This window comes from Chromobacterium piscinae (assembly GCF_021129175.1).
Lineage (GTDB): Bacteria > Pseudomonadota > Gammaproteobacteria > Burkholderiales > Chromobacteriaceae > Chromobacterium > Chromobacterium piscinae.
The window spans coordinates 1-22,219 of the sequence record NZ_JAJOHV010000075.1 but is presented as its reverse complement, the minus strand read 5'-3'; the positions used below and the strand labels follow the sequence as shown (position 1 = coordinate 22,219).

The 22,219-nt window shown below is 63.0% G+C and carries 23 protein-coding genes and 2 pseudogenes; 5 read left to right on the top strand and 20 right to left on the bottom strand.

The features are described 5' to 3' along the window. Nucleotides 1-2 precede the first annotated feature (2 nt). A complete protein-coding gene (locus LQR33_RS18330) occupies nucleotides 3-881 on the bottom strand; it encodes an alpha/beta fold hydrolase (protein ID WP_231176860.1) in 879 nt (292 codons plus the stop codon). Between the two features lie 18 nt (nucleotides 882-899). Beyond that, on the bottom strand, nucleotides 900-1,955 hold the full coding sequence (locus tag LQR33_RS18325) for a sugar phosphate isomerase/epimerase family protein (RefSeq protein WP_221665628.1): 1,056 nt from the start codon (nucleotides 1,953-1,955) through the stop codon (nucleotides 900-902). A gap of 161 nt (nucleotides 1,956-2,116) precedes the next feature. On the opposite strand from LQR33_RS18325, the gene LQR33_RS18320 reads away from it, so the two are divergent. Continuing rightward, entirely contained in the window at nucleotides 2,117-2,683 is a 567-nt protein-coding gene (locus LQR33_RS18320) for a TetR/AcrR family transcriptional regulator (protein ID WP_205692503.1), read from the top strand. A 136-nt stretch (nucleotides 2,684-2,819) separates the two neighbouring features. Here the strand turns inward: LQR33_RS18320 and LQR33_RS18315 are convergent, their stop codons facing one another. Further along, the gene (locus LQR33_RS18315) at nucleotides 2,820-3,335 is read right to left on the bottom strand and encodes a DUF2867 domain-containing protein (protein WP_166439642.1); all 516 of its coding nucleotides are present in this window, start codon (nucleotides 3,333-3,335) and stop codon (nucleotides 2,820-2,822) included. Between the two features lie 321 nt (nucleotides 3,336-3,656). On the opposite strand from LQR33_RS18315, the pseudogene LQR33_RS18310 reads away from it, so the two are divergent. Continuing rightward, a pseudogene (locus LQR33_RS18310) lies at nucleotides 3,657-3,947 on the top strand (DDE-type integrase/transposase/recombinase); the annotation flags it as partial. A 228-nt stretch (nucleotides 3,948-4,175) separates the two neighbouring features. Here the strand turns inward: LQR33_RS18310 and glmS are convergent. The 16 genes from glmS to mnmG form a co-directional block, all read right to left on the bottom strand. Continuing rightward, nucleotides 4,176-6,005: a glutamine--fructose-6-phosphate transaminase (isomerizing) gene (gene glmS / locus LQR33_RS18305; RefSeq protein ID WP_231470028.1), complete on the bottom strand. Its 1,830-nt coding sequence runs from the start codon at nucleotides 6,003-6,005 to the stop codon at nucleotides 4,176-4,178. Beyond that, nucleotides 6,005-6,799, bottom strand: a complete 795-nt coding sequence (locus LQR33_RS18300) for a DeoR/GlpR family DNA-binding transcription regulator (protein WP_166439588.1) — start codon at nucleotides 6,797-6,799, stop codon at nucleotides 6,005-6,007. Before LQR33_RS18300 ends, glmS begins: the two co-directional genes overlap by 1 nt. Nucleotides 6,800-6,966: 167 nt before the next feature. Continuing rightward, the gene (gene glmU, locus LQR33_RS18295) at nucleotides 6,967-8,331 is read right to left on the bottom strand and encodes a bifunctional UDP-N-acetylglucosamine diphosphorylase/glucosamine-1-phosphate N-acetyltransferase GlmU (protein WP_231470027.1); all 1,365 of its coding nucleotides are present in this window, start codon (nucleotides 8,329-8,331) and stop codon (nucleotides 6,967-6,969) included. An 81-nt stretch (nucleotides 8,332-8,412) separates the two neighbouring features. Continuing rightward, nucleotides 8,413-8,835: a F0F1 ATP synthase subunit epsilon gene (locus LQR33_RS18290; protein ID WP_166439586.1), complete on the bottom strand. Its 423-nt coding sequence runs from the start codon at nucleotides 8,833-8,835 to the stop codon at nucleotides 8,413-8,415. Nucleotides 8,836-8,846: 11 nt separating this feature from the next. After that, nucleotides 8,847-10,244 carry a F0F1 ATP synthase subunit beta gene (atpD, locus tag LQR33_RS18285; protein WP_021474890.1) on the bottom strand — a complete coding sequence of 466 codons (1,398 nt, stop codon included), beginning with the start codon at nucleotides 10,242-10,244 and terminating at the stop codon, nucleotides 8,847-8,849. Nucleotides 10,245-10,284: 40 nt separating this feature from the next. Further along, the gene (gene atpG / locus LQR33_RS18280) at nucleotides 10,285-11,151 is read right to left on the bottom strand and encodes a F0F1 ATP synthase subunit gamma (RefSeq protein WP_166439585.1); all 867 of its coding nucleotides are present in this window, start codon (nucleotides 11,149-11,151) and stop codon (nucleotides 10,285-10,287) included. 39 nt (nucleotides 11,152-11,190) lie between these two features. Further along, nucleotides 11,191-12,735 (bottom strand): F0F1 ATP synthase subunit alpha, encoded by a 1,545-nt coding sequence (gene atpA / locus LQR33_RS18275; RefSeq protein ID WP_021474888.1) that lies wholly within the window; start codon nucleotides 12,733-12,735, stop codon nucleotides 11,191-11,193. An 8-nt stretch (nucleotides 12,736-12,743) separates the two neighbouring features. Then, nucleotides 12,744-13,280, bottom strand: a complete 537-nt coding sequence (locus LQR33_RS18270) for a F0F1 ATP synthase subunit delta (protein WP_166439584.1) — start codon at nucleotides 13,278-13,280, stop codon at nucleotides 12,744-12,746. A gap of 7 nt (nucleotides 13,281-13,287) precedes the next feature. Then, a complete protein-coding gene (locus LQR33_RS18265) occupies nucleotides 13,288-13,758 on the bottom strand; it encodes a F0F1 ATP synthase subunit B (RefSeq protein WP_021474886.1) in 471 nt (156 codons plus the stop codon). A gap of 58 nt (nucleotides 13,759-13,816) precedes the next feature. Next, nucleotides 13,817-14,104, bottom strand: coding sequence for a F0F1 ATP synthase subunit C (gene atpE, locus LQR33_RS18260; RefSeq protein ID WP_021474885.1), 288 nt, complete (start codon nucleotides 14,102-14,104; stop codon nucleotides 13,817-13,819). A 64-nt stretch (nucleotides 14,105-14,168) separates the two neighbouring features. After that, on the bottom strand, nucleotides 14,169-14,981 hold the full coding sequence (atpB, locus tag LQR33_RS18255) for a F0F1 ATP synthase subunit A (RefSeq protein WP_021474884.1): 813 nt from the start codon (nucleotides 14,979-14,981) through the stop codon (nucleotides 14,169-14,171). Nucleotides 14,982-14,991: 10 nt separating this feature from the next. Then, nucleotides 14,992-15,354 (bottom strand): ATP synthase subunit I, encoded by a 363-nt coding sequence (locus LQR33_RS18250; RefSeq protein WP_021474883.1) that lies wholly within the window; start codon nucleotides 15,352-15,354, stop codon nucleotides 14,992-14,994. Between the two features lie 91 nt (nucleotides 15,355-15,445). Beyond that, a complete protein-coding gene (locus LQR33_RS18245) occupies nucleotides 15,446-16,303 on the bottom strand; it encodes a ParB/RepB/Spo0J family partition protein (protein ID WP_021474882.1) in 858 nt (285 codons plus the stop codon). 4 nt (nucleotides 16,304-16,307) lie between these two features. Continuing rightward, a complete protein-coding gene (locus LQR33_RS18240; protein WP_021474881.1) occupies nucleotides 16,308-17,099 on the bottom strand; it encodes a ParA family protein in 792 nt (263 codons plus the stop codon). Further along, complete coding sequence (rsmG, locus tag LQR33_RS18235; protein ID WP_021474880.1) at nucleotides 17,096-17,725, bottom strand: 16S rRNA (guanine(527)-N(7))-methyltransferase RsmG; 630 nt, start codon at nucleotides 17,723-17,725, stop codon at nucleotides 17,096-17,098. Before rsmG ends, LQR33_RS18240 begins: the two co-directional genes overlap by 4 nt. Further along, entirely contained in the window at nucleotides 17,722-19,620 is a 1,899-nt protein-coding gene (mnmG, locus tag LQR33_RS18230) for a tRNA uridine-5-carboxymethylaminomethyl(34) synthesis enzyme MnmG (RefSeq protein WP_166439583.1), read from the bottom strand. The genes rsmG and mnmG overlap by 4 nt, the downstream gene beginning before the upstream one ends. 193 nt (nucleotides 19,621-19,813) lie before the next feature. Between mnmG and LQR33_RS18225 the strand changes: the two genes are divergently transcribed. After that, on the top strand, nucleotides 19,814-20,575 hold the full coding sequence (locus tag LQR33_RS18225) for a GNAT family N-acetyltransferase (protein ID WP_166439582.1): 762 nt from the start codon (nucleotides 19,814-19,816) through the stop codon (nucleotides 20,573-20,575). A gap of 61 nt (nucleotides 20,576-20,636) precedes the next feature. On the opposite strand, the gene LQR33_RS18220 is transcribed toward LQR33_RS18225, so the two are convergent. Beyond that, nucleotides 20,637-21,095 carry a hypothetical protein gene (locus LQR33_RS18220; RefSeq protein ID WP_231470026.1) on the bottom strand — a complete coding sequence of 153 codons (459 nt, stop codon included), beginning with the start codon at nucleotides 21,093-21,095 and terminating at the stop codon, nucleotides 20,637-20,639. 128 nt (nucleotides 21,096-21,223) lie between these two features. Between LQR33_RS18220 and tsaA the strand changes: the two genes are divergently transcribed. Together tsaA and LQR33_RS18210 are read left to right on the top strand one after the other, a co-directional pair. Further along, nucleotides 21,224-21,922 (top strand): tRNA (N6-threonylcarbamoyladenosine(37)-N6)-methyltransferase TrmO, encoded by a 699-nt coding sequence (tsaA, locus tag LQR33_RS18215; RefSeq protein ID WP_104945496.1) that lies wholly within the window; start codon nucleotides 21,224-21,226, stop codon nucleotides 21,920-21,922. 54 nt (nucleotides 21,923-21,976) lie between these two features. Then, nucleotides 21,977-22,219 (top strand): annotated as a pseudogene (locus LQR33_RS18210) (Tim44 domain-containing protein); the annotation flags it as partial.

The window sequence follows — 22,219 nt, the reverse complement described above, 5'->3', positions numbered from 1 at the left end:
GCTCAGGCCCTCCCTTCGAGGAAGGGCATCAGGTGCGCGATGAATGCCTCGGGCGCCTCCTCCATGATGAAGTGGCCGCAATCCGGCACCACGATGCCGCGCAAATCCGTAGCGTTGTCGCGCATGGTCGCCAGCGGCGCATCGTTGGTCGCATGCTCGGCGCCGATGGCCAGCACCGGCATCGCCAGCTTGCGTTTCGCGCGTTCGCGGTTCTGCCTGATCGTCTCGGGAATCGCGCGGTAATAGGCGAATCCGCCCCGCAGCCCGCCGGGCGCCGCATAGGCCGCGACATAGACATCGACGGCCACGCGGTCGCGGCGATGGGACCAGCGGTCGAACATGAAATCGAGATAAGCCTTCTCGCGGCCGGCGATCAGCGCCTCGGGCAAGTCGGCCAGCTGATTGAACATGAAGTGCCACAGGAAAATATTCTGTTCCGGCGGCGCGAAGATGTCGGGCGCCGGCGCCAGCCCGGGAATCACCGCCTCGGCGAGCGCCAGCCTGAGGACCGCATCCGGGTAGTCGCTGGCGAGCGCGTAGGCGATCCACATGCCGACATCGTGGCCGACCACCTGGTATTGCTCGTGGCCAAGCGCCGCCATCGCGCGGTGCAGCCTGGCCGCGGCGGCGCCGGTGTCGTAACCGTCCAACGGGCGGTCCGAATGGCCGGTGCCGGGCAGGTCGATGGCAATCGGCATGAAGCCTTTTTCCGCCAGCGTCTGCATGACGTGACGCCACGCGAACCAGGTCTGAGGCCAGCCGGGGATCAGCAGCACCGGTTGCCCGCTACCGGCGGCGACGCAATGGATGCGCTGGCCGTCGATGCGGACATAGCGGTGGATATAGCCGTCGTGATCGAGTCGTTCGATGGATGGTTTCATGATGTTCTCCGGTAGCTATCAGGCGATGCCCAGCATGGCGTGGATCTGTGTCCGGTCGACCGCCGCGCCGGCGAAATCGTCGAAGACCTTGCTTGTCACATTGATGATGTGGCGGTTGATGAACTCGACGCCTTCGCGCGCGCCGTCCTCCTGATCCTTCAGGCAGCACTCCCATTCGAGCGCGGCCCAGCCGGCGTAGTCGTTCTGCGCGAGCTTGGAGAAGATCGCCTTGAAGTCCACCTGGCCGTCGCCGAGCGAGCGGAAGCGGCCGGCGCGCTCGAGCCACGAGGTGTAGCCGCCATAGATGCCTTGCCGGCCGCTCGGATTGAACTCGGCATCCTTGACGTGAAACATCCGGATCCGCTCCTGGTAAATGTCCAGGTAGTCGAGATAGTTGAGCTGTTGCAGCACGAAGTGGCTTGGGTCGAACAGGATATTGCAGCGTGGATGTTCGCCGACCAGCGCGTGGAAGCGCTCGAAACTCGCGCCATCGTGCAAGTCTTCACTCGGATGGATCTCGTAGCAAAGATTGACGCCCTGCTCGTCGCAGGCATTGAGAATCGGCAGCCAGCGCCTGGCCAGTTCATCGAAGGCGGCTTCGATCAGGCCGTCAGGACGCTGCGGAAACGGAAACAAATACGGCCAGGCGAACGAGCCTGAGAAGGTGCCCATCTCGGTCAGCCCAAGCCGGCGCGATGCCCTGGCCGCTTGTTCGAGCTTCTCCAGCGCCCATGCGGTACGCGCCTGCGGATTTCCGCGCAGCGCCGTCGGGGCTAAGTTGTCGCACATGCTGTCATAGGCCGGGTGTACCGCGACCAACTGGCCGAAGATGTGCGTGGTCAGTTCGCTGACGACGAGTCCATGCTCCGACAGCGCGCCCTGGATGTCGTCGCAATAGGCCTGGCTTTCCGCCGCGAGGCCGACATCAAACAGCCGCTCATCCCACGCCGGGATCTGCAGCGCCTTGAAGCCGGTTTGCGCCGCCCATTCCGCAATCGCCGGCAGGCTGTTGAATGGCGCGGCGGCATCGCTGAATTGAGCGAGGTGCAGACTCGGGCCCTTGATCGTTTTCATTCTTTCACTCCAATTATTTGTCGATCGACAAAGAATAGAGGCTGCGATGTCTTGCGTCAACAGTCGGATGCGCTAGAATCCACCGCACGACAGCAAACCGTGAGCAAACTATGGCCGGACGGCCCAGAGAATTTGATCGAGACCAGGCCCTGGAAAAAGCGATGCGAGCCTTCTGGGCCCGAGGCTACGAAGGCACATCGATGGCGAATCTGGTCGACGCGCTCGGCATCGCATCTGCACGCATCTACGCCGCTTTCGGCAGCAAGGAAGCGCTGTTCCGCGAGGCGGTGGCATTGTACGAGTCAGGCCAGGGGGGCTTCGCCGAACGGGCGATGCTGCAGGAGAAAACGGCCAGGGCCGCGATCGAGCGCATGTTCGTCGATGCGATCGAGACCTACACGCAAACCGGCCAGCCGCAAGGCTGTCTGGTGGTGTCCGCCGCCGCCAGCGGCGCGCTGGAAAGCGACCAGGTCATCGCCTGGCTGGCGTCACGCCGTCGCCAGCGCACGCAATCGATCATCGACCTGCTGGCTGACGCGCAGCGGCGCGGCGAATTGAAGCCGGATGCCGACGTGGCCGCGCTGGGAGACTTCTACGCGGTGCTGTTGCATGGCGTTTCGGTCCAGGCGCGCGACGGCGTCGGCGCCGAACGCCTGCGGGCCATGCTGGTTCCCGCCATGGCCGCGCTGGATGCGGCGCTGCTCCCCATCGACGATGGCCAAGCCTAGCCCGCGTCGATCGGTTTGAGTAACGACTCGAAAGCGCGCCATCGAGAAAGCCCGCGGCAACGGCGGGCTTCAGATCTTAAGCATGCCGCTCCGGCCAATCACAAGGCAGGAATAGCCTGGTCAATCCACGCGCTGTTCAGACCACCCGTCTTGCCACCTGCTCCAGGCTAGCCCGCGCGATTACGCGGTGGAACGGGGTGATTGCCGCGAGGTATGTCCGCCCCAGTAAGTTATGGCAATGCACCACCGAGACTATGACGAGTTCCCTGCCGCCTGCCGCGCCAGCGCGCTGCTGGATCGCGAGCCGGAAGTCGAGATGTCGATCGTCCTCGCCCATCACCAGCTCCCCCGCGCTCTTCGATAGCAGTGGAAAGAAACCGATCACCGGCCCCCGCGCCGCCGCTGCCATACCGACAGCACGAGACGATTTGACGCCAACGGTCACCATAATCATGTCCCGCACCCGCGTCAGCGCGCGAATCCACCATGCCTGCCGCTCGAATCCTGCGCGCACCAGCATTTCAAGATCGTCGCTGGCTCCCGCCGGCAACTGAACCGCATAAGCATCCAACAGGTCCGCGCCCCGATAAAGCGGCGCCAGGATGCTGTCGGATGGCACGGGAATCGCATAAGCTTTATGGACATTGATCATCAACCAATCTCTCCATGGTTTGGGTTTGGCGTAAGCCTGCACTAGGCATTGTTTCTCTGCGCCCGTCGACTCGGCACGATCCGGAATAAGCGATCACCGCCTTGAAAAGCGCGGCCGGATCGCTATTCAGGCGCTCTCGGGATGCGATTATCGACATGACCCCATCGCGTTCGGTATGCGATAGCGTCTTTCACGGTGATCTCCGTGAGAATCAGCACCACACGCCTCTTGCTCGGCATGGCATGTCAATAGATTAATAGTATCAATTTATCCAATGACATACACATTCCGAATGAAGCGCGCCGATGCGTACACCGAATAGACACGACTGGACCGAATAAAGCCTGGGTGACCGACATCACGTATATCCGCACGCATGGGGGTTGGTTGTACCTGGCCGTGGTGCCAGACCTGTTTTCGCGGCAGGTCATTGGCTGGTCGATGCAGTCACGTATCGATAGAGAGCTGGTACTGAATGCTTTGTTGATGGCGGTATGGCGACGTCAGCCCAAGCAGGAAGTGTTGGTGCATTCCGATCGGGGAAGTCAATTCAGTAGTTACGACTGGCAGGACTTCCTGAAGGCCCATCGCCTGATGCCCCGCATGAGTCGGTGAGTCGCCCCTGCTTCTCTAGATACTTTACGACTGCAATCCATACAGAAGCGGACATCGAACGTCTGGCTGTAACTGATCGCCTCGGTTGAAAAGCGAGCATCTGAAGAATTCGCGCAACATACAAAGAAGAAAGGGCCAGCGGCCCCTTCTCTCTTGTCAGACTCCGACGAACTTCATTCGAATCCGACGGACTTTATTCGCTCTAGTCACCACAACTGGCGTCCATCACTCCACCGTAACCGATTTTGCGAGGTTCCTCGGCTTGTCGACATCCGTGCCGCGCGACAGCGCCACGTGGTAGGCCAGCATCTGCACCGGGATGGTGTGGACGATGGGGCTGAGGACGCCGACGTGGCGCGGGGTGCGGATCACGTGGACGCCATCGGATTCGCTGAAGTGGCTGTCGGCGTCGGCGAACACGAACAGCTCGCCGCCGCGGGCGCGCACTTCCTGCATGTTCGACTTCACTTTCTCCAACAGCGCGTCGTTGGGGGCGATCACCACCACCGGCATGTTCTCGTCCACCAGCGCCAGCGGGCCGTGCTTCAGCTCGCCGGCCGGGTAGGCTTCGGCGTGGATGTAGGAAATTTCCTTCAGCTTCAGCGCGCCTTCCAGCGCGATCGGGTAATGCAGGCCGCGGCCGAGGAACAGCGCGTCGTCCTTGGCGGCGAAGCGTTCGGACCAGGCCTTGATCTGCGGCTCCAGGTTCAGCGCGTGCTGCACGCTGCCTGGCAGGTGGCGCAGCTCGTCCAAATATTGCGCCTCCATCTCGGCGGACACGCGGCCGCGGGTCTTGCCCAGGGTCACGGCCAGCGCGAACAGGCCCACCAGCTGGGTGGTGAAGGCCTTGGTGGAGGCCACGCCGATCTCGGCGCCGGCGCGGGTATAGAACACCAGATCGCTGGCGCGCGGGATGGCGGATTCGCGCACATTGCAGATGGACAGCGCGTACTGGTGGCCCAGCTCCTTGGCGTACTTCAGCGCCTCCATGGTATCCAGCGTTTCGCCGGACTGGGAGATGGTGACGATCAGGTGCTTGGGGTTGGCGAAGGCGTCGCGGTAGCGGTATTCGCTGGCGATTTCCACGTCGCACGGCAGGCCGGCGATGCTCTCGATCCAGTACTTGGCGGTCATGCCGGCGTAGTAGCTGGTGCCGCAGGCCAGGATCTTCACGCCTTCCAGCTGCGGCAGGATGCCGGCGGCGGCCTGGCCGAACAGCTCCGGATTGAAGCCGGCGTCCTGCACCGCTTCGATGGTGTCGGCCAGCGCCTTGGGCTGTTCGTGGATTTCCTTCTGCATGAAGTGGCTGTACGGGCCCAATTCAAGCGATGCCAGCGACACGTCGGACAGATGCACCGGGCGCTCGATGGCCTGATCGTTCTTGTCCATCAGCTTGACGCCGTCGCGGGTGAGATGGCCGATGTCGCCCTCTTCCAGGAAGATCACGCGGCGGGTGGCGGACAGGATGGCGGAGACGTCGGAAGCGATGAAGTTTTCACCGTCTCCCAGGCCCACCAGCAGTGGGCAGCCCATGCGGGCGCACACCAGTTCGTCCGGACGATCCAGCGCGATGACGCCGATGGCGTAGGCGCCGGTCAGTTCGCGGGTGGCTTTCTTCACGGCGTCGAACAGGCTGTCGCCGGCCTGGTAGTAGTGGTGCACCAGATGGGCGATCACTTCGGTGTCGGTTTGCGATTCGAAGGCGTAGCCCAGGCCCTTCAGGCGCTGGCGCTGCTGTTCGTGATTTTCGATGATGCCGTTGTGCACCACCGCGATCTTGCCGAAGGAAATGTGCGGGTGGGCGTTGTATTCGGTCACGCCGCCGTGGGTGGCCCAGCGGGTGTGGCCGATGCCGAGCTGGCCTTGCAGGCTTTCCTCGGCGGCGGCGCTTTCCATCTCGGCCACGCGGCCGACGCGGCGCACGCGACGGATTTCGTCGCCAGCCAGCACGGCCACGCCGGCGGAATCATAGCCGCGGTATTCCAGACGCTTCAGGCCATCCACCAGGATGGGAACGATATTACGCTTGGCGATGGCGCCAACGATGCCGCACATTATTTTCTCCTTGCACTGCTGTCTTGAACTGCGGGCGCGCAAATCAGCGTCACGCCCTTCGCTTGAATCTTGTTTCTGGCATCTTGCGCCAAGCCGTCATCGGTCACCAGGGTGTGGATCTTGTCCCACGGCAATTCCAGATTGGGGATGCGGCGGCCGATCTTTTCCGACTCCACCATCACGATCACCTCGCGCGCCACTTCAGCCATCACCCGGGACAGGCCCACCAGCTCGTTGAAGGTGGTGGTGCCGCGCTCCAGGTCTATGCCGTCGGCGCCGATGAACAGCTGGTCGAAATCATAGGAACGCAGCGCCTGTTCGGCGATCTGGCCCTGGAACGATTCCGAATGCGGGTCCCAGGTGCCGCCGGTCATCAGCAGGATGGGTTCGTTCTCCAGCTCGCGCAGTTGGCCGGCCACGTTCAGCGAGTTGGTCATCACCACCAGACCGCGCTTGCCTCCCAGCAACGGAATCATCGCGCTGGTGGTGGTTCCGCTGTCGATGATGACGCGATTATGGTCGCGCAGCCTTTCCGCCGCCGCGCGGGCGATCGCCTGCTTTCGTTTCGAAACTTGGCCGACATCCGGCTCCGCCGCCATCTCGCTGGGCAGCGACACCGCGCCGCCGTAGCGGCGCAGCAACAGGCCGCCGGTTTCCAGCAGGGCCAGGTCTTTGCGGATGGTGACTTCGGACGTGGCGAAGCGCTGGGTCAGCTCTTCCACGCTGACTTCACCCCGCTCCTGCACCAGCGCGGCGATGGCATGGCGGCGCTGCTGAGTGTTTCGTTTTGTCATCACAAGTTTCGTTTCGAAAGTTTTTGAATGATATCAGCGCAAGTTTTGCCTTGGCAAGACCTATTTCGAAAGAAAGCGGCGCTGCCGGCTCCAGCCGAAACACATGAAAAACGCCCGGCGTTCCCCATTGGAGAAACGCCGGGCGCGGGTCTTGCGCGCGAGCGGAATCAGCTCTTTTTCTGCGGACGCTTCCAGCCCGGCACCGTCACCTGGCGCGCGCGCGCCACGGTCAGTTCGCCAGCCGGGGTATCCTTGCTGATCACCGAGCCGGCGCCGATCGTGGAATCGCGCTCCAGACGCACCGGCGCCACCATCAGCGTGCCTGAGCCGACGAAGACGTTGTCGCCGATCAGGGTCTTGAACTTGTTGACACCGTCGTAGTTGCAGGTGACCGAGCCGGCGCCGACGTTGACCTTGCGGCCGATCTCGGCGTCGCCGATATAGCTCAGGTGGTTGACCTTGGAGCCGTCGCCGATCTTGCTCTTCTTCACCTCGACGAAGTTGCCGATGTGCACGTGTCCGGCCAGCTCCGCCCCCGGACGCAGGCGCGCGTACGGCCCGATCCTGCATTCTTCGCCCACCACCGCGTCCTCCAGATGCGAGAACGGCGCGATCTTGGTGCCGACGGCGACCCTCACGTTCTTCAACACGCAGTGCGCGCCGATTTCCACGTTATCGCCCAACTCCACCGCGCCCTCGAACACGCAGCCGACGTCGATGCTGACGTCCATGCCATGTTTGAGCTCGCCGCGAATGTCGATGCGGGCCGGGTCGGCCAGCGTGACGCCGGCTTCCAGCAGCGCGCGCGCCTGGTTGGCTTGCAGAATGCGCTCCAACTCCGAGAGTTGCAGCTTGTTGTTCACGCCGGCGGCTTCCCAACTTGCGTCGACGCTGGCGCTTTCCACCGCCACGCCGTCGCGCACCGCCAACGCCAGCACGTCGGTCAGATAATATTCGCCCTGGGCGTTGCCGTTGTTCAGCGCGTTCAGCCATTCCGCCAGGCGGGCATTCGGCAGCGCCATCATGCCGGTGTTGATCTCGCGGATATTCAACTGTTCCGGCGTGCAATCCTTGTGCTCGACAATGGCTTTCAGCTTGCCGTCGGCGCCGCGCACCATGCGGCCGTAGCCGCTGGCGTCGGCCAGCACGTCGGTCAGCACCGCCATGCCCTCGCCGGCGGCCTGTTCCAGCCTTTGCAACGTGGAAACCTTGGTCAGCGGCACGTCGCCGTACAGCACCAAGGTCTTCCCGTCCGCCGGCAGGTGCGGCAGCGCCATCTTCAGCGCGTGGCCGGTGCCCAGCTGCTCCGCCTGCTCGGCCCATACGATGTCCGCATCCTGGATTCTGGCGCGCACCTGCTCGCCGCCGTGGCCGTACACCACCACCAGGCGGGACGGATTCAAGCCGCGCGCGGTGCGGATCACCCGCGCCAGCATCGGCTCGCCGCCGATCGGATGCAGGACTTTGGGCTGGGAGGAATACATGCGCTTGCCTTTGCCGGCAGCCAGAATGACGATACTCAGACTATCCATGATCTTTTTGCTTCACCAGAACGGAAAAAGGCTGCCACTTGCGTGGCAGCCTAGCACTATACACGATTACGTCTCGCGCAATCAGTGAGCGCGCTTCTTGAGGTAGTCCAGCGTCTTGAGCTCGGCAATCGCCACCGCCAGTGCGGCGTGGGCCTTGGCCGTGCTCAGGTCGTCGGTCGCGCGCTTGAGGGCATCCTCGGCAGCGCGTTTCGCCTCATTGGCGCGGGCCTCATCGAGATCCTCGCCGCGGATCGCCGTATCGGCGAGCACGGTGATCAGGCTCGGCTGCACTTCCATCATGCCGCCGGACACCGCCACCAGTACTTCTTCCTTGGCGCCCGGCACCTTCAGACGAAGCACGCCGGGCTTGATACGGGTCAGGAGCGGCACGTGTTGCGGGTAGACGCCGATCTCGCCTTCGGTAGCCGGCGCGACGACGAATTCCGCCTCGCCGGAGAAGATGAGTTGCTCGGTGCTAACCACTTCCACACGCATCTTGGACATCCGCCCTCTCCTTAGTTAAGGGTCTTGGCTTTCTCGGCAGCTTCGTCGATCGCGCCAACCATGTAGAACGCTTGTTCCGGCAGGTGGTCGTATTCGCCAGCGAGAATGGCCTTGAAGCCCTTGATGGTTTCGCGCAGCGGCACGTATTTGCCCGGGGAACCGGTAAACACTTCGGCCACGTGGAACGGCTGGGACAGGAAGCGCTGGATCTTACGGGCGCGAGCCACGACCAGTTTGTCTTCCTCGGACAGTTCGTCCATACCCAGAATCGCGATGATGTCGCGCAGTTCCTTGTAGCGCTGCAGGGTGGACTGCACGCCGCGGGCAACCGAGTAGTGCTCGTCGCCAACCACCAGCGGATCCAACTGGCGCGAGGTGGAGTCGAGCGGGTCCACGGCCGGGTAGATACCCAGCGAGGCGATGTCGCGCGACAGTACCACGGTAGCGTCCAAGTGGGCGAAGGTGGTCGCCGGGGACGGGTCGGTCAAGTCATCCGCAGGGACGTATACGGCCTGGATGGAGGTAATGGAACCATCCTTGGTCGACGTAATACGCTCTTGCAGACGGCCCATTTCCTCGGCCAGCGTCGGCTGGTAGCCCACGGCGGACGGCATACGGCCCAGCAGAGCGGACACTTCGGTACCGGCCAGGGTGTAGCGGTAGATGTTGTCCACGAACAGCAGAACGTCGCGGCCCTTGCCGTTTTCGTCCTTCTCGTCGCGGAAGTGCTCCGCCATGGTCAGGCCGGTCAGGGCCACGCGCAGACGGTTGCCCGGCGGCTCGTTCATCTGACCGTAAACCATCGCCACTTTGTCCAGGACGTTGGAGTCCTTCATTTCGTGGTAGAAGTCGTTGCCTTCACGGGTACGCTCACCCACGCCGGCGAACACCGACAAACCCGAGTGGGCCTTGGCGATGTTGTTGATCAACTCCATCATGTTCACGGTCTTGCCCACACCGGCGCCGCCGAACAGACCCACCTTGCCGCCCTTGGCGAACGGGCACAGCAGGTCGATCACCTTGATGCCGGTTTCCAGGATGTCGGAGGCTGCGGACAGCTCGTCGAACTTCGGTGCCGGCTGGTGGATGGCGCGACGTGCGTCGGTAGCCACCGGGCCAGCTTCGTCAACCGGGTTGCCCAGTACGTCCATGATGCGGCCGAGGGTGGCGGCGCCAACCGGCACCGAAATCGGTGCGCCGGTGTTGGCTACGGCCATGCCACGCTTCAGACCATCGGAGCTACCCATAGCAATGGTACGGACCACGCCGTCGCCCAGCTGTTGCTGAACTTCGAGCGTCAGGTCGGCGTCCACCAGCTTCAGGGCATCATAAACCTTCGGCATGGCGTCGCGCGGAAATTCCACGTCGATCACCGCGCCAATGATTTGTACGATTTTGCCTTGGCTCATTATCGCTTCCTAAAAATAAACTTTGTGTTCCGCAAGTGGGCTACACCGCGGCGGCGCCGGCCACGATTTCCGACAGCTCGGTCGTAATCGCCGCTTGACGCGCCTTGTTGTACACCAGGCGCAGCTGCTTGATGGTGTTGCCCGCGTTGTCGGTAGCGGCTTTCATCGCCACCATCCGCGCGGCCTGCTCGGAAGCCATGTTCTCGGCCAGAGCCTGATACACCACCGATTCCAGATAACGGCGCACCAGGAATTCCATCAGAGTAGGGGCATCCGGCTCGTACAGGTAATCCCACGAGTGCGAATGCTCCACCACCATGTGGTGCGGGGTCAGCGGAAGCAGCTGTTCAAGTGCCGGCTCCTGCTTCATGGTATTCACGAAGCTGGAGTACACGATGTAAACCGCATCCAGTTCGCCTTCGGCGTACTGCTTGAACAGAACCGTAAGCGGGCCAATCAGTTTTTCCATCTTCGGCACATCGCCGAGATGAACCGCGCTTGCCACCACGTTCAGACGGGCGCGCTGGGCAGCTCCCAGGCCTTTCTGGCCCAGGCAGCAGACGTCGACTTCGACGCCCTCGTCCTGCAGTTCCTTGACCTTGGCGAAGAAGCGCTTGAACGAGTTCACGTTCAAGCCGCCGCACAGGCCCTTGTCGGAGGAAACCAGGATGATGCCGGCGCGCTTGATCGTCTCGCGACGGGCAAGCAGCGGGTGACCAAGTTCCGCGTTCGCCTGAGCGAGGTGCGCCATGACTGTGCGCACCTTCTCGGCGTAAGGACGGGCAGCGCGCATACGCTCTTGCGTTTTGCGCATCTTCGAGGTCGACACCATCTGCATAGCGCGGGTGATCTTCTGCGTGTTCTGCACGCTTCGGATCTTGGTGAGAATCTCTTTACCGACTGCCATATCCTGAACCTTTCTCTAGCTACGACGTGAGTCGAAGGCTCAGTTGAAGCTGTAGCCGGCCTTGAACGATTCCATCGCCTTGGCCAGTACCTTCTCGTTGTCGGCAGACAGATCACCGGAGGCGTTCACGGCCTGCAGCACTTCGGCGTGGTTGGCACGCACGTTGGCCAGGAACTCGGCTTCGAAAGCCAGGGCTTTCTTCACCGGAACGTCTTCGTAGCTGCCCTTGTTCACCGCCCACAGGGTCAGCGCCATTTCCGCAGTGGACAGGGTGGAGAACTGCTTCTGCTTCATCAGTTCGGTCACCACTTCACCGTGGGACAGCTGCTTGCGGGTGGCTTCGTCCAGGTCGGAGGCGAACTGCGCGAACGCAGCCAGCTCGCGATACTGGGCCAGAGCCAGACGGATACCGCCGCCGAGCTTCTTGATCACCTTGGTCTGAGCTGCACCGCCCACGCGAGATACCGAGATACCGGCGTTGATGGCCGGACGGATGCCCGCGTTGAACAGATCGGTTTCCAGGAAGATCTGGCCGTCGGTAATCGAAATCACGTTGGTCGGAACGAACGCGGATACGTCGCCGGCCTGGGTTTCGATGATAGGCAGAGCGGTCAGCGAACCGGTCTTGCCCTTCACGGCGCCGCCAGTCAGCTTTTCCACTTCGTCTTCGTTGATGCGCGCAGCGCGCTCCAGCAGACGGGAGTGGAGATAGAACACGTCGCCCGGGTAGGCTTCGCGGCCCGGCGGACGGCGCAGCAGCAGCGAGATCTGACGGTAGGCGACGGCTTGCTTGGACAGGTCGTCGTATACGATCAGCGCGTCTTCGCCGATGTCGCGGAAGTATTCGCCCATCGCGCAGCCGGAATACGGGGCGATGAACTGCAGGGCGGCGGCTTCGGAAGCGGTGGCGGCCACGATGATGGTGTGACCCATCGCGCCGTGCTCTTCCAGCTTGCGAACCACGTTGGCGATGGAGGAAGCCTTCTGACCTACGGCTACGTAGATACAGATGACGCCATTGCCCTTCTGGTTGATGATGGCGTCCAGAGCCACGGCGGTCTTGCCGGTCTGACGGTCGCCAATGATCAGCTCACGCTGGCCGCGGCCAACCGGAACCATGGAGTCAATCGACTTCAGGCCGGTCTGCATCGGCTGCGATACCGATTGACGCGCGATCACGCCCGGAGCGATCTTTTCGATCGGGGACGATTTCTTGGCGTTGACCGGGCCTTTGCCGTCGATCGGCTGACCCAGGGCATTGACCACGCGGCCAATCAGCTCCGGACCAACCGGCACTTCCAGAATGCGACCGGTGCACTTGACTTCGTCGCCTTCGGAGATGTGCTCGTACTCGCCCAGAACCACGGCGCCGACAGAGTCGCGCTCCAGGTTCATGGCGAGGCCAAAGGTGTTGCCCGGGAATTCGAGCATTTCGCCCTGCATCACATCGGCCAGGCCGTGGATGCGGACGATACCGTCGGTCACGGAGATAACCGTGCCCTTGGTGCGAACTTCAGCGCCTTCAGCCAGATTCTGGATCTTGGCCTTGATCAGATCGCTGATTTCAGAGGGGTTCAACTGCATGATCTCTCCTAATTCTTGAGGCTTACTGCCATTGCCTGCAGTTTGCCGCGCACGGAAGCGTCGATGACATCGTCGCCCACCGACACGCGAACGCCGCCGATCAGGTCGGCGTTCTCACGCACATCAAGACGCACGGCTTTGCCGTACTTCTTGGAAAGCGTGTTGGTCAGTTCGGCTTTCTGTTCATCGGACAAAGCAAAAGCGGACTCCACCAGGGCGTCCACGATGTTTTCCGATTGCGCCTTCAGCAATTCAAACTGCGCGGCGATTTCAGGCAGCAGCGTCAAACGGGCGTTCTCGATCAGCGCGGCGATGAAGCGTTTCACGTCATCGTTGCCGCGCGAGCCGAGCACATCCAGCATCAGCGCCTCAACCTCTTGTGCGGTATGTTTCGGATTGGTGACGACTTGGGCCAGATCCGGGTTGTTCACCATGGCAGCCAGCCACGACAGCGCGTCCGACCACTGGTCGAGCTTGCCCTGTTCCGTGGCGAGGCTGTATACCGCTTCGGCGTAGGGCCTTGCGACGGTAATGAGTTCTGCCATGAGTTAGTTAAAACTCCGCTTTGATGGAGGCAAGCAGGTCGGCGTGCTTAGCGGCGTCGATCTCCTTGCGCAGGATCTTCTCGGCGCCGGAAACGGCCAGGTCGGCGACATGCGCGCGCAGGGATTCCTTGGCGCGCAGCACTTCCTGGTCGATTTCAGACTTGGCGTCGGCCACGATGCGGGCACCTTCGGTGCGCGCCGCTTCCTTGGCTTCGTCCACGATCTGGTTAGCACGCTTCTCGGCGGCAACCACGATCTCGGTAGCCTGCTGCTTCGCCTTGCGGATTTCGTCCGCAACGCGCTTTTCAGCGGCTTCCAGATCCTGCTTGCCGCGTTCCGCGGCGGCCAAGCCATCAGCGATACGCTTGGCCCGCTCATCCATCATGTTGGTAAGCGGAGGCCAAACAAACTTCATGGTGAACCATACCAGGATGGCGAACGTGATCGCCTGGCCCAGTAGTGTTACGTTAAATTCCACGCTTGTTTTCCTCCAGAGTATGACTGCAACAACCGTCTACATATCCGTCGGAAACGGATTAGTGAGCCGCCTTAACGATAGCCAGGGCAGCGGACAGGAACGGGTTGTTGAAGGTGAACAGCATGGCAACACCAACGCCGATCATGGAGATCGCGTCCAGCAGACCGGCGATGATGAACAGCTTGGTTTGCAGAACCGGGATCATTTCCGGCTGGCGAGCGGAGGACTCGAGGAACTTGCCACCCAGAATGGCGAAGCCGATAGCGGTGCCCAGAGCGCCGAGGCCAATGATCAGAGCGGCAGCGATAGCGGTCATCGACTGAATCTGAGAAACGAGTGCTTCCATTGTGTATCTCCTAAGACTTAAAGCAAGGATGGTTGGGTAAAAAGAAGGATGAATCTACGGTAAATCAGTGCGCTTCCACCGCCAGGCTCAGGTACACGATGGTCAGCATCATGAACACAAAAGCCTGCAGGGTGATGATCAGGATGTGGAAAATCGCCCACGGCGCGCCCAGCACCCACTGCAGGCCCCAGGGCAGCAGCGCGATCAGGATGAAGATCAGTTCGCCGGCGTACAGGTTGCCGAACAAACGAAGAGAGAGCGAAATCGGCTTGGCGGCCAGTTCGACCAGCTGGAACGCGAAGTTCAGCGGGGCCAGGATGATGGCGCCGACCGGGTGGGAGCTGTGGAACGGAGCGGTCAGCAGTTCCTTGCCCCAGCCGCCCAGGCCCTTGGCCTTGATCGAAAAGCCGACGATCAGGATCAGCACCGACAGCGACATGGCGAAAGTGGAATTCACGTCAGCGGAGGGCACGACGCGGAAGTACACGTGGTGCGGCTCCAGGCCGAAGAAGGTGTAGCCGATCCACTGCGCGGCCATCGGGAACAGGTCTACCGGGAACAAGTCCATGAAGTTCATCAGGAACACCCAGCAGAAGATGGTCAGCGCCAGCGGGGCGATCATCTTGCTCTTGCCGTGGAACACTTCGCGAACCTGGGTCTGCACCATCTCGACGATCATCTCGACGAACAGCTGCAGGCGGCCCGGCGCTTCGATGCTGGCGCGTCGCGCCACCACGGCGAACACGGCGGCGAACAGGAAGCCGAGAACCAGCGAAATGGAGAAGGTGTCTACGTGCAGGCTCCAGAAACCGGCGGAAGGATCCGAATTCCAGAAGGTGAGATGGTGCTTGATGTAATCGGTTGCGTTGCTTGCCATCGCTCTTTTCTCAATTTTTGATTAGAAGCCCGAAGCCGTAGCCGGAGGTGGCGGCAAAGAACCCACCCAAAAATCCAACTACGGACAAATCCTTGAAACTGGCCAAAACCGCACCACTTAACAGTACGGTCAGGCAAAACTTTACCGCCTCGGCCAGAAAATGCGCCTTGATCAGCGCCGCGGGCGCCACGTGACGCTTGGCGTAAGCGATCCTGGCGTACACCAGGGCCGGCGCCAGCACCGCCAAACCGCCCAGCAGGGCGGACACGGCGACAGTCACGCTGCCTGCGCTGGCGAGTAGCGCGACCACTACGGCCAGGCCGACCAAACTGGCCTGCAGGCGCAGCACGCGCTTCACTTCCGAATAGATCATGATCGCCAGTGCAAAAAAACCGCTGGATTATAGGCTTTGGGCTTGAGTTGCGTCAACTTTGCTCCAGCAGACTTTTTGCGTTGCAACAAACTCATTTTTTAGGATTTTTTTGCAGTTTCTCCAGCAGGAAATCCAGCTCGTCCAGACTCGCATAATCTATGACCAGCTTGCCGCATCCGCCGGATGCCTGGCGGATGCTGACACGGGCGCCGATGGCTTCGGAAACCTGTTCCTCCAGCCGCGCCACGTCGGGATCGACGCGTTTTTGCTGCGGCGCAACTGTGGTTTTTTGCGCAGCATGCTGTTGTACTCGACGCTCCACCTCGCGCACAGACATGCCCTTGCGCACCGCTTCGTTCGCCAATTCCAGCTGGGAAACCGTCGGCAGGCTCAGTAAGGCGCGCGCGTGGCCCATCTCCAGCTGGCCCTCGTGCATCATCTGCTGCAAGGGCTGCGGCAGCGCCAGCAAGCGCAGCAGGTTGGACACCGCGCTGCGCGAGCGGCCCACCGCGTCGGCGGCGGCCTCATGGGTCAGGCCGAATTCGTCGACCAGCCGCTTGATGCCCTGCGCCTCCTCTATCGGGTCCAGCTCCTGGCGCTGGATGTTCTCGATCAGCGCCATCGCCAGCGCGGCCTCGTCGGGCACGCTCTTGATCACCACCGGCACCTCGGAGAGGCCTGCCTTGCGCGACGCGCGCCAGCGGCGCTCGCCGGCGATCAGCTCGTAGTCGCCCAGGCCCAACTCGCGCACGATCAGCGGCTGGATGATGCCCTGGGCGCGGATGGACGCGGCCAGTTCGTCCAGCGCCGCCTCGTTCATGAAGCTGCGGGGCTGGTACTTGCCGGGTCGGATGCTGTCGATGGGAAGCGTGGAAAGTCTGTCGTCCACCGCGTCAACGGTGGACAGGAGCGCGTCGAGTCCGCGCCCCAATCCTTTGAGTTTGGCCATATTGTCAGACGGTGGGAGTTGCGGTTGCGGGTTCGAGGCGCTCGACCAGCTCTTGCGCCAGCGCGAGGTAAGCCTGGGCTCCGCGCGAGCTGCGGTCGTAGACCAGGCCAGGCAGGCCGTGGCTGGGCGCCTCGGCCAGGCGCACATTGCGCGGAATCACGGTCTGGAACACTTTCTCGCCGAAGTGGCGGGCCAGCTGTTCCGACACCTGTTGCGACAGGTTGTTGCGGGCGTCGAACATGGTGCGCAGCAAACCCATGATCTCAATCTTGGGATTGACCGCCACTCTCACCTTGCGCAGCGTGGCCACCAGGTCGGACAGGCCTTCCAGCGCGTAGTACTCGCACACCATCGGGATCAGCACGCTGTCGGCGGCCACCAGGCCGTTCAGCGTCAGCAGGTTCAGCGACGGCGGGCTGTCGATCAGCACGTAATCGTACTGGCCGGCCACCTCGGCCAGCGCGCTCTTCAGCCTCGCCTCGCGCGCCAGCTCGTTGACCAGCTCCAGTTCGGCGCCGCCCAGATCGCGGTTGGCGGGCAGCACGTGGTAGCCGCCGGCCTTGGCGTCCTGGCGCGCCTCCTCGATGGTGGCCTCGCCCAGCAGCACGTCGTAGCCAGACTTCTCCAGCGACTGCTTGGCGATGCCGCTACCCATGGTGGCGTTGCCCTGCGGGTCCAAATCGACGATCAGCACCCGCCGGCCGAGCTCGGCCAAACCGGCCGCCAGATTGACGACGGTGGTGGTCTTGCCCACCCCGCCCTTCTGGTTGGCCACCGCGATCACGCGTGGATTCATTGCAGCACCATCCTCACCAGATGGCGTTCGGCGTCCAGCCCCGGCACCGTTACCGGCAGCACCTCCGAAACCGCCACGCCTTGCGGCAGCAAGGCGATTTCCTCATACGGATACACGCCCTTCATCGCCACGTACTGGCCGTCGTCGGCCATCAGGTGGCGGGTCAGCTTGACGAACTCGGACAGCTCCGAGAACGCGCGGCTGGTGATGCGATCGAACTTCTGCTCCGGCTGGTAGGCCTCGACGCGGTCGGTGACCACCTGCACATTGGGCAGGCCCAGCTCCAGCACCACCTGGCGCAGGAAGGTGGTTTTCTTGTGGTTGGAATCCAAGAGCGCCACCTGCAGGTCCGGCCGCGCGATGGCGGTCGGGATGCCGGGCATGCCGCCGCCGGAGCCGACGTCCAGCATGCGCGTGCCGCCGGCCAGGTGCGGCACCAGGCTCAGGCTGTCCAGCAAATGATAGCTGACCATCCGCTCTTCCTGGCGGATCGCGGTGAGGTTGTAGGTCTGGTTCCATTTGACCAGCAGCGCCAGATAGCGCTCCAGCAGCTCCAGCTGCGGTTCGGTCAAATCCAGCGCCAGTTGCGCCAGCCCCTGTTTCAGTTCGGTGGTATGTAGTGTCATGCGGTCTTAGCGTCGGTGAAGCCGCGCTTCAGGTGCACCATCAGCAGGGCGACGGCGGCCGGGGTGATGCCCTGGATGCGCGAAGCCTGGCCCAGCGTCTCCGGACGCTGCTGGTTCAGCTTCTGCTGCACTTCCTTGGACAGGCCCTTGACCAGGCCGTAGTCGATGTCGCCCGGCAGACGGATGTCTTCCAGATTGTCGCGGCGCGCCAGCTCTTCGTTCTGGCGATTGATGTACCCCTGGTATTTGACCTGAATTTCCACCTGCTCGGCAACCTCGTCGGCCAGTTCCGGCGCGCTTTCCGCGGCTTCCGGCACCGCCATCAGCTCGCGGTAGGCCACATTGGGGCGCTTGAGCAGGTCCTGCAGCGTGTATTCGCGCTCGATCGGCTTGCCCAGCACGCGCGCCAGCGCGTCCGGATCTTGCAACTTGGACGGATGCAGCCAGGTGGTCTGCAGGCGCGCCTTTTCCGCCTCGACGGCATCGCGCTTGCGGCAGAAGGCGTCCCATTGCTCGTCGCCCACCACGCCCAGCTTGCGGCCCATCTCGGTCAGACGCAGGTCGGCGTTGTCTTCTCTCAACTGGAGACGGAATTCGGCGCGGCTGGTGAACATCCGGTACGGCTCGGACACGCCCTTGGTGATCAGATCGTCGACCAGCACGCCGAGGTAGGCCTCGTCGCGGCGCGGGCACCAGGCGTCCTGCTCGCGGGCGAACAGACCGGCGTTCAGACCGGCCAGCAGGCCCTGGGCGGCGGCTTCTTCATAGCCGGTGGTGCCGTTGATCTGGCCGGCGAAGAACAGGCCTTGGATGGCCTTGGTTTCCAGCGAGGCCTTCAGGCCGCGCGGATCAAAGTAATCGTATTCGATCGCGTAGCCGGGGCGCAGGATGTGGGCGTTCTCCATGCCGCGGATCGAGCGCACGGCGGCCAGCTGGATGTCGAACGGCAGGCTGGTGGAAATGCCGTTCGGATAGAATTCGTGCGTCGTCAGGCCTTCCGGCTCCAGGAACACCTGGTGGCTGTCCTTGTCGGCGAAACGGTTGATCTTGTCTTCGATCGACGGGCAGTAGCGCGGGCCGACGCCTTCGATCACGCCGGTGAACATCGGGCTGCGGTCGAAGCCGCTGCGGATGATGTCGTGGGTGCGCTCGTTGGTATGGGTGATCCAGCACGGCAGCTGCTTCGGATGCATCTCGCGCTTGCCGCGGTAGGAGAACACCGGCTCCGGCGTGTCGCCCGGCTGCTCTTCCATCACCGAGAAGTCCACGCTGCGGCCGTCGATGCGCGGCGGCGTGCCGGTCTTCAAGCGGCCCACCGGCAGGCTCAGCTCGCGCAGGCGCTCGCCCAGCGTGCTCGCCGCCTGGTCGCCGGCGCGGCCGCCGGTGTAGTTCTCCATGCCGACATGGATCTTGCCGGACAGAAAGGTGCCGGCGGTCAGCACCACGGTCTTGGCGCGGAAGGTGATGCCGATGGCGGTGATCGCGCCGGCCACCCGGTCGCCCTCGATCAAGAGATCGTCCACCGGCTGCTGGAACAGCGTCAGGTTGGGCTGGTTCTCCAGCATCTCGCGGATGGCGGCCTTGTACAGGATCCGGTCGGCCTGGGCACGGGTGGCGCGCACCGCCGGCCCCTTGGACGCGTTCAGGGTGCGGAACTGGATGCCGCCGATGTCGGTGGCCAGCGCCATCGCGCCGCCCAGCGCGTCCACCTCTTTCACCAGATGGCCTTTGCCGATGCCGCCGATCGACGGATTGCACGACATCTGGCCCAGGGTCTCGATGTTGTGCGTAAGAAGGAGCGTGGCGCAGCCCATGCGCGCGGCCGCCAGCGCGGCTTCGGTGCCGGCATGACCGCCGCCCACCACTATCACGTCGAAGCTTGTCGGATAAATCATGGCTGAAAGAGCAAACCGAACGGAAAAACGGGTTATTTTACGCCAAAACAGTTTGGCTGATAAGTCTTTGATTTCAATAACCCCGCCGCCGTCACCGAAACGTCAAAGACCCTTCACCGCATAGTCATGATATGGACATCGCAACGTCAAACAGCCCCCCTAGCATGTGACGAACCACAACGAGGGGCAAAACATGCTGCTAAATGAACAGCTTGCAAGCAGAAGCAAACCGCGCCTGGCCGTGCGTCTGGCCCAGGGCGCCGAGGATATCCGCCGCGCGCAGAAGCTGCGATTCGAAGTGTTCGCCGGCGAAATGGGCGCAGAACTGACCTCCGCCGAACTGGGCATAGACCGCGATGAATACGACGAGTTGTGCGACCACCTGATCGTCGAGGACCACAACACCGGCATGGTGGTGGGCACTTACCGCATGCTGCCCCCGGCAGCCGCCCGCCGCGCGCCCAGCCTGTACTCCGAACACGAGTTCGATCTCTCCCGCCTCTCCAACCTGCGCGACAACCTGATCGAAGTGGGCCGCTCCTGCGTCCACCGCGACTTCCGCTCCGGCGCGGTGATCGCGCTGCTGTGGTCCGGCCTGGCCGATTACGTGCAGCAGCAAGGCGGCGCCTATCTCGCCGGTTGCGCCAGCGTGTCGCTGACCGACGGCGGCCATCAGGCGGTCAGCCTGTACCGCCAGCTGGAAGGCCAATATCTGTCGCCGGCCGAATGGCGGGTGTTTCCCCACCTGCCGCTGCCGCTGGACCGCGTGATAGACGACAGCGCGCCGGTGCCGCTGCCGCCGCTGATCAAGGGCTACCTGCGCGCCGGCGCCCATGTCTGCGGCGAGCCCGCCTGGGACCCGGACTTCAACTGCGCCGACTTTTTCATGCTGCTGCCGATGAGCCGGCTCAGCGCGCGCCACAACAAGCACTTCATCGGCGCGGCCGCAGCCTGACCTGCCGGATGCAAGCCGGGCCGCCGCCCTGCCCGGCTTGCATCCGCTTCCGCCGCGGCGCTCAGGGCCGCCAGCGCCCGCTGCCGGCATCGAAACGCCAGCCCCGGTCGAAACAGAACGCTTCGACCGCATCGGCGAACGCCACTCGCTCTTCCATTCCTGTCCAAGGCCCCAGGCACGCGCAATCGACTGCGCCGCCGCTACGCAGAGCCACCCTGACGCCGACAGGCTCATGGCCTCGGTAATAAAACCCGATGGCAGCCAGCTCCGCGCAGTCAATGATTCGGGTAAGCCAGAACCCTCGCAGATGCAGCCTGCCGGCCGCTTCCCAGACCACCAAGCGGTTTGCGGCGCGCCACCCGCGGAAAACCATCCATACAGCCAAGCCGATGCCTAGCACAGCGAGGCCGCCACCCATGGCCGGCCACGCCCTTCCCAGCCCGACCAGCCCCGCCGTCGCGATCAGCCAGACGCCCATCGCGCGCGCGCCATCCCGGACGACGACGCCCTGCGTTTCCATTTTCCCGCGTTCCACCCATCGCCCCGCCAATTTTCTTTAAAAAACCAAAGCAAAAATAAAAATTATTTCATGAAACAATAAAAAACAACGATAAAAACCCAAGTCATCGCAGATGCTACAATCCCGGCATGAACTACAGCTTTGAACCGATAGGCGTCATCCGCTCGCCATATCGCGAGAAATTCGGCATTCCGCGTCAGCCGTCGCTGGTCAGCGCCGCCCGCGTGCGGCTGGAACTGCTGCCGCCGTACGACCACCCGGACTGCGTGCGCGGCTTGGCTGAGTTTTCACATGTCTGGATCAGCTTCGTGTTCCACCAGACCATGGACCGGGGCTGGCAGCCGCTGGTGCGGCCGCCCAGGCTGGGCGGCAACGCCAAGGTGGGCGTGTTCGCCAGCCGCTCCACCCACCGCCCGAACCCGATGGGTCTGTCGCTGGTAGAGCTGGTTTCGGTGAGCGTCGACAACGGCGTGGCGCTGGAACTGGCCGGCGCCGACCTGCTGGACGGCACCCCGGTGCTGGACATCAAGCCCTACATTCCCTTCGTGGAATCGCGGCCGGACGCGGCCGGCGGCTTTGTCGACGGTCCTCCCCCGCTGCTGCGGGTGGAATGGAGCGAGGCCGCGCGGCGTCATCTGGCCGAGGCGGACGCGCCGGCCGGCTTCGCGCAACTGGTGGAGCAGGTGCTGGCGCAGGACCCGCGCCCGGCCTACCAGGACGATCCGGAACGGATCTACGGCGTGTCGCTATATTGCTACAATGTGCGCTTCGGCATCGCCGGCGGCGTCGCCCGCGTGCTTGAAATTCTGCCAGCGGCACAAAACTAATTCGCATCGGCCCGGTCATATCCGGGCAATTCAAACCTACCAGGAAAATAAAACATGACCACTCGCGCGAAGACGATCGTACTCGCCTTCACCATGGTTTCCGTGTTGGCCACCCCGTTTGCCGAGGCCGCGCGCCTGGGCAAGGGCAAGAGCGCAGGCATGCAGCGCTCCGCTCCCACCCGCAGCTACCAGCCGAGCACCCCGGCTCCGCAACCGATGGCCGCGCCTGCGCCCCGCGGCGCAGCCGTGCCTCCGGCTCAGGCTCCGGCCAAGAGCGGCGTGGGCACCGCGCTGGCG

Coding starts and splice junctions, on each gene's coding strand:
- LQR33_RS18330 (WP_231176860.1), bottom strand. CDS start 881: ATGAAACCATCCATCGAACGACTCGATCACGACGGCTATATCCACCGC.
- LQR33_RS18325 (WP_221665628.1), bottom strand. CDS start 1,955: ATGAAAACGATCAAGGGCCCGAGTCTGCACCTCGCTCAATTCAGCGAT.
- LQR33_RS18320 (WP_205692503.1), top strand. CDS start 2,117: ATGCGAGCCTTCTGGGCCCGAGGCTACGAAGGCACATCGATGGCGAAT.
- LQR33_RS18315 (WP_166439642.1), bottom strand. CDS start 3,335: ATGATCAATGTCCATAAAGCTTATGCGATTCCCGTGCCATCCGACAGC.
- glmS (WP_231470028.1), bottom strand. CDS start 6,005: ATGTGCGGCATCGTTGGCGCCATCGCCAAGCGTAATATCGTTCCCATC.
- LQR33_RS18300 (WP_166439588.1), bottom strand. CDS start 6,799: ATGACAAAACGAAACACTCAGCAGCGCCGCCATGCCATCGCCGCGCTG.
- glmU (WP_231470027.1), bottom strand. CDS start 8,331: ATGGATAGTCTGAGTATCGTCATTCTGGCTGCCGGCAAAGGCAAGCGC.
- LQR33_RS18290 (WP_166439586.1), bottom strand. CDS start 8,835: ATGTCCAAGATGCGTGTGGAAGTGGTTAGCACCGAGCAACTCATCTTC.
- atpD (WP_021474890.1), bottom strand. CDS start 10,244: ATGAGCCAAGGCAAAATCGTACAAATCATTGGCGCGGTGATCGACGTG.
- atpG (WP_166439585.1), bottom strand. CDS start 11,151: ATGGCAGTCGGTAAAGAGATTCTCACCAAGATCCGAAGCGTGCAGAAC.
- atpA (WP_021474888.1), bottom strand. CDS start 12,735: ATGCAGTTGAACCCCTCTGAAATCAGCGATCTGATCAAGGCCAAGATC.
- LQR33_RS18270 (WP_166439584.1), bottom strand. CDS start 13,280: ATGGCAGAACTCATTACCGTCGCAAGGCCCTACGCCGAAGCGGTATAC.
- atpE (WP_021474885.1), bottom strand. CDS start 14,104: ATGGAAGCACTCGTTTCTCAGATTCAGTCGATGACCGCTATCGCTGCC.
- atpB (WP_021474884.1), bottom strand. CDS start 14,981: ATGGCAAGCAACGCAACCGATTACATCAAGCACCATCTCACCTTCTGG.
- LQR33_RS18250 (WP_021474883.1), bottom strand. CDS start 15,354: ATGATCTATTCGGAAGTGAAGCGCGTGCTGCGCCTGCAGGCCAGTTTG.
- LQR33_RS18245 (WP_021474882.1), bottom strand. CDS start 16,303: ATGGCCAAACTCAAAGGATTGGGGCGCGGACTCGACGCGCTCCTGTCC.
- LQR33_RS18240 (WP_021474881.1), bottom strand. CDS start 17,099: ATGAATCCACGCGTGATCGCGGTGGCCAACCAGAAGGGCGGGGTGGGC.
- rsmG (WP_021474880.1), bottom strand. CDS start 17,725: ATGACACTACATACCACCGAACTGAAACAGGGGCTGGCGCAACTGGCG.
- mnmG (WP_166439583.1), bottom strand. CDS start 19,620: ATGATTTATCCGACAAGCTTCGACGTGATAGTGGTGGGCGGCGGTCAT.
- LQR33_RS18225 (WP_166439582.1), top strand. CDS start 19,814: ATGCTGCTAAATGAACAGCTTGCAAGCAGAAGCAAACCGCGCCTGGCC.
- LQR33_RS18220 (WP_231470026.1), bottom strand. CDS start 21,095: ATGGAAACGCAGGGCGTCGTCGTCCGGGATGGCGCGCGCGCGATGGGC.
- tsaA (WP_104945496.1), top strand. CDS start 21,224: ATGAACTACAGCTTTGAACCGATAGGCGTCATCCGCTCGCCATATCGC.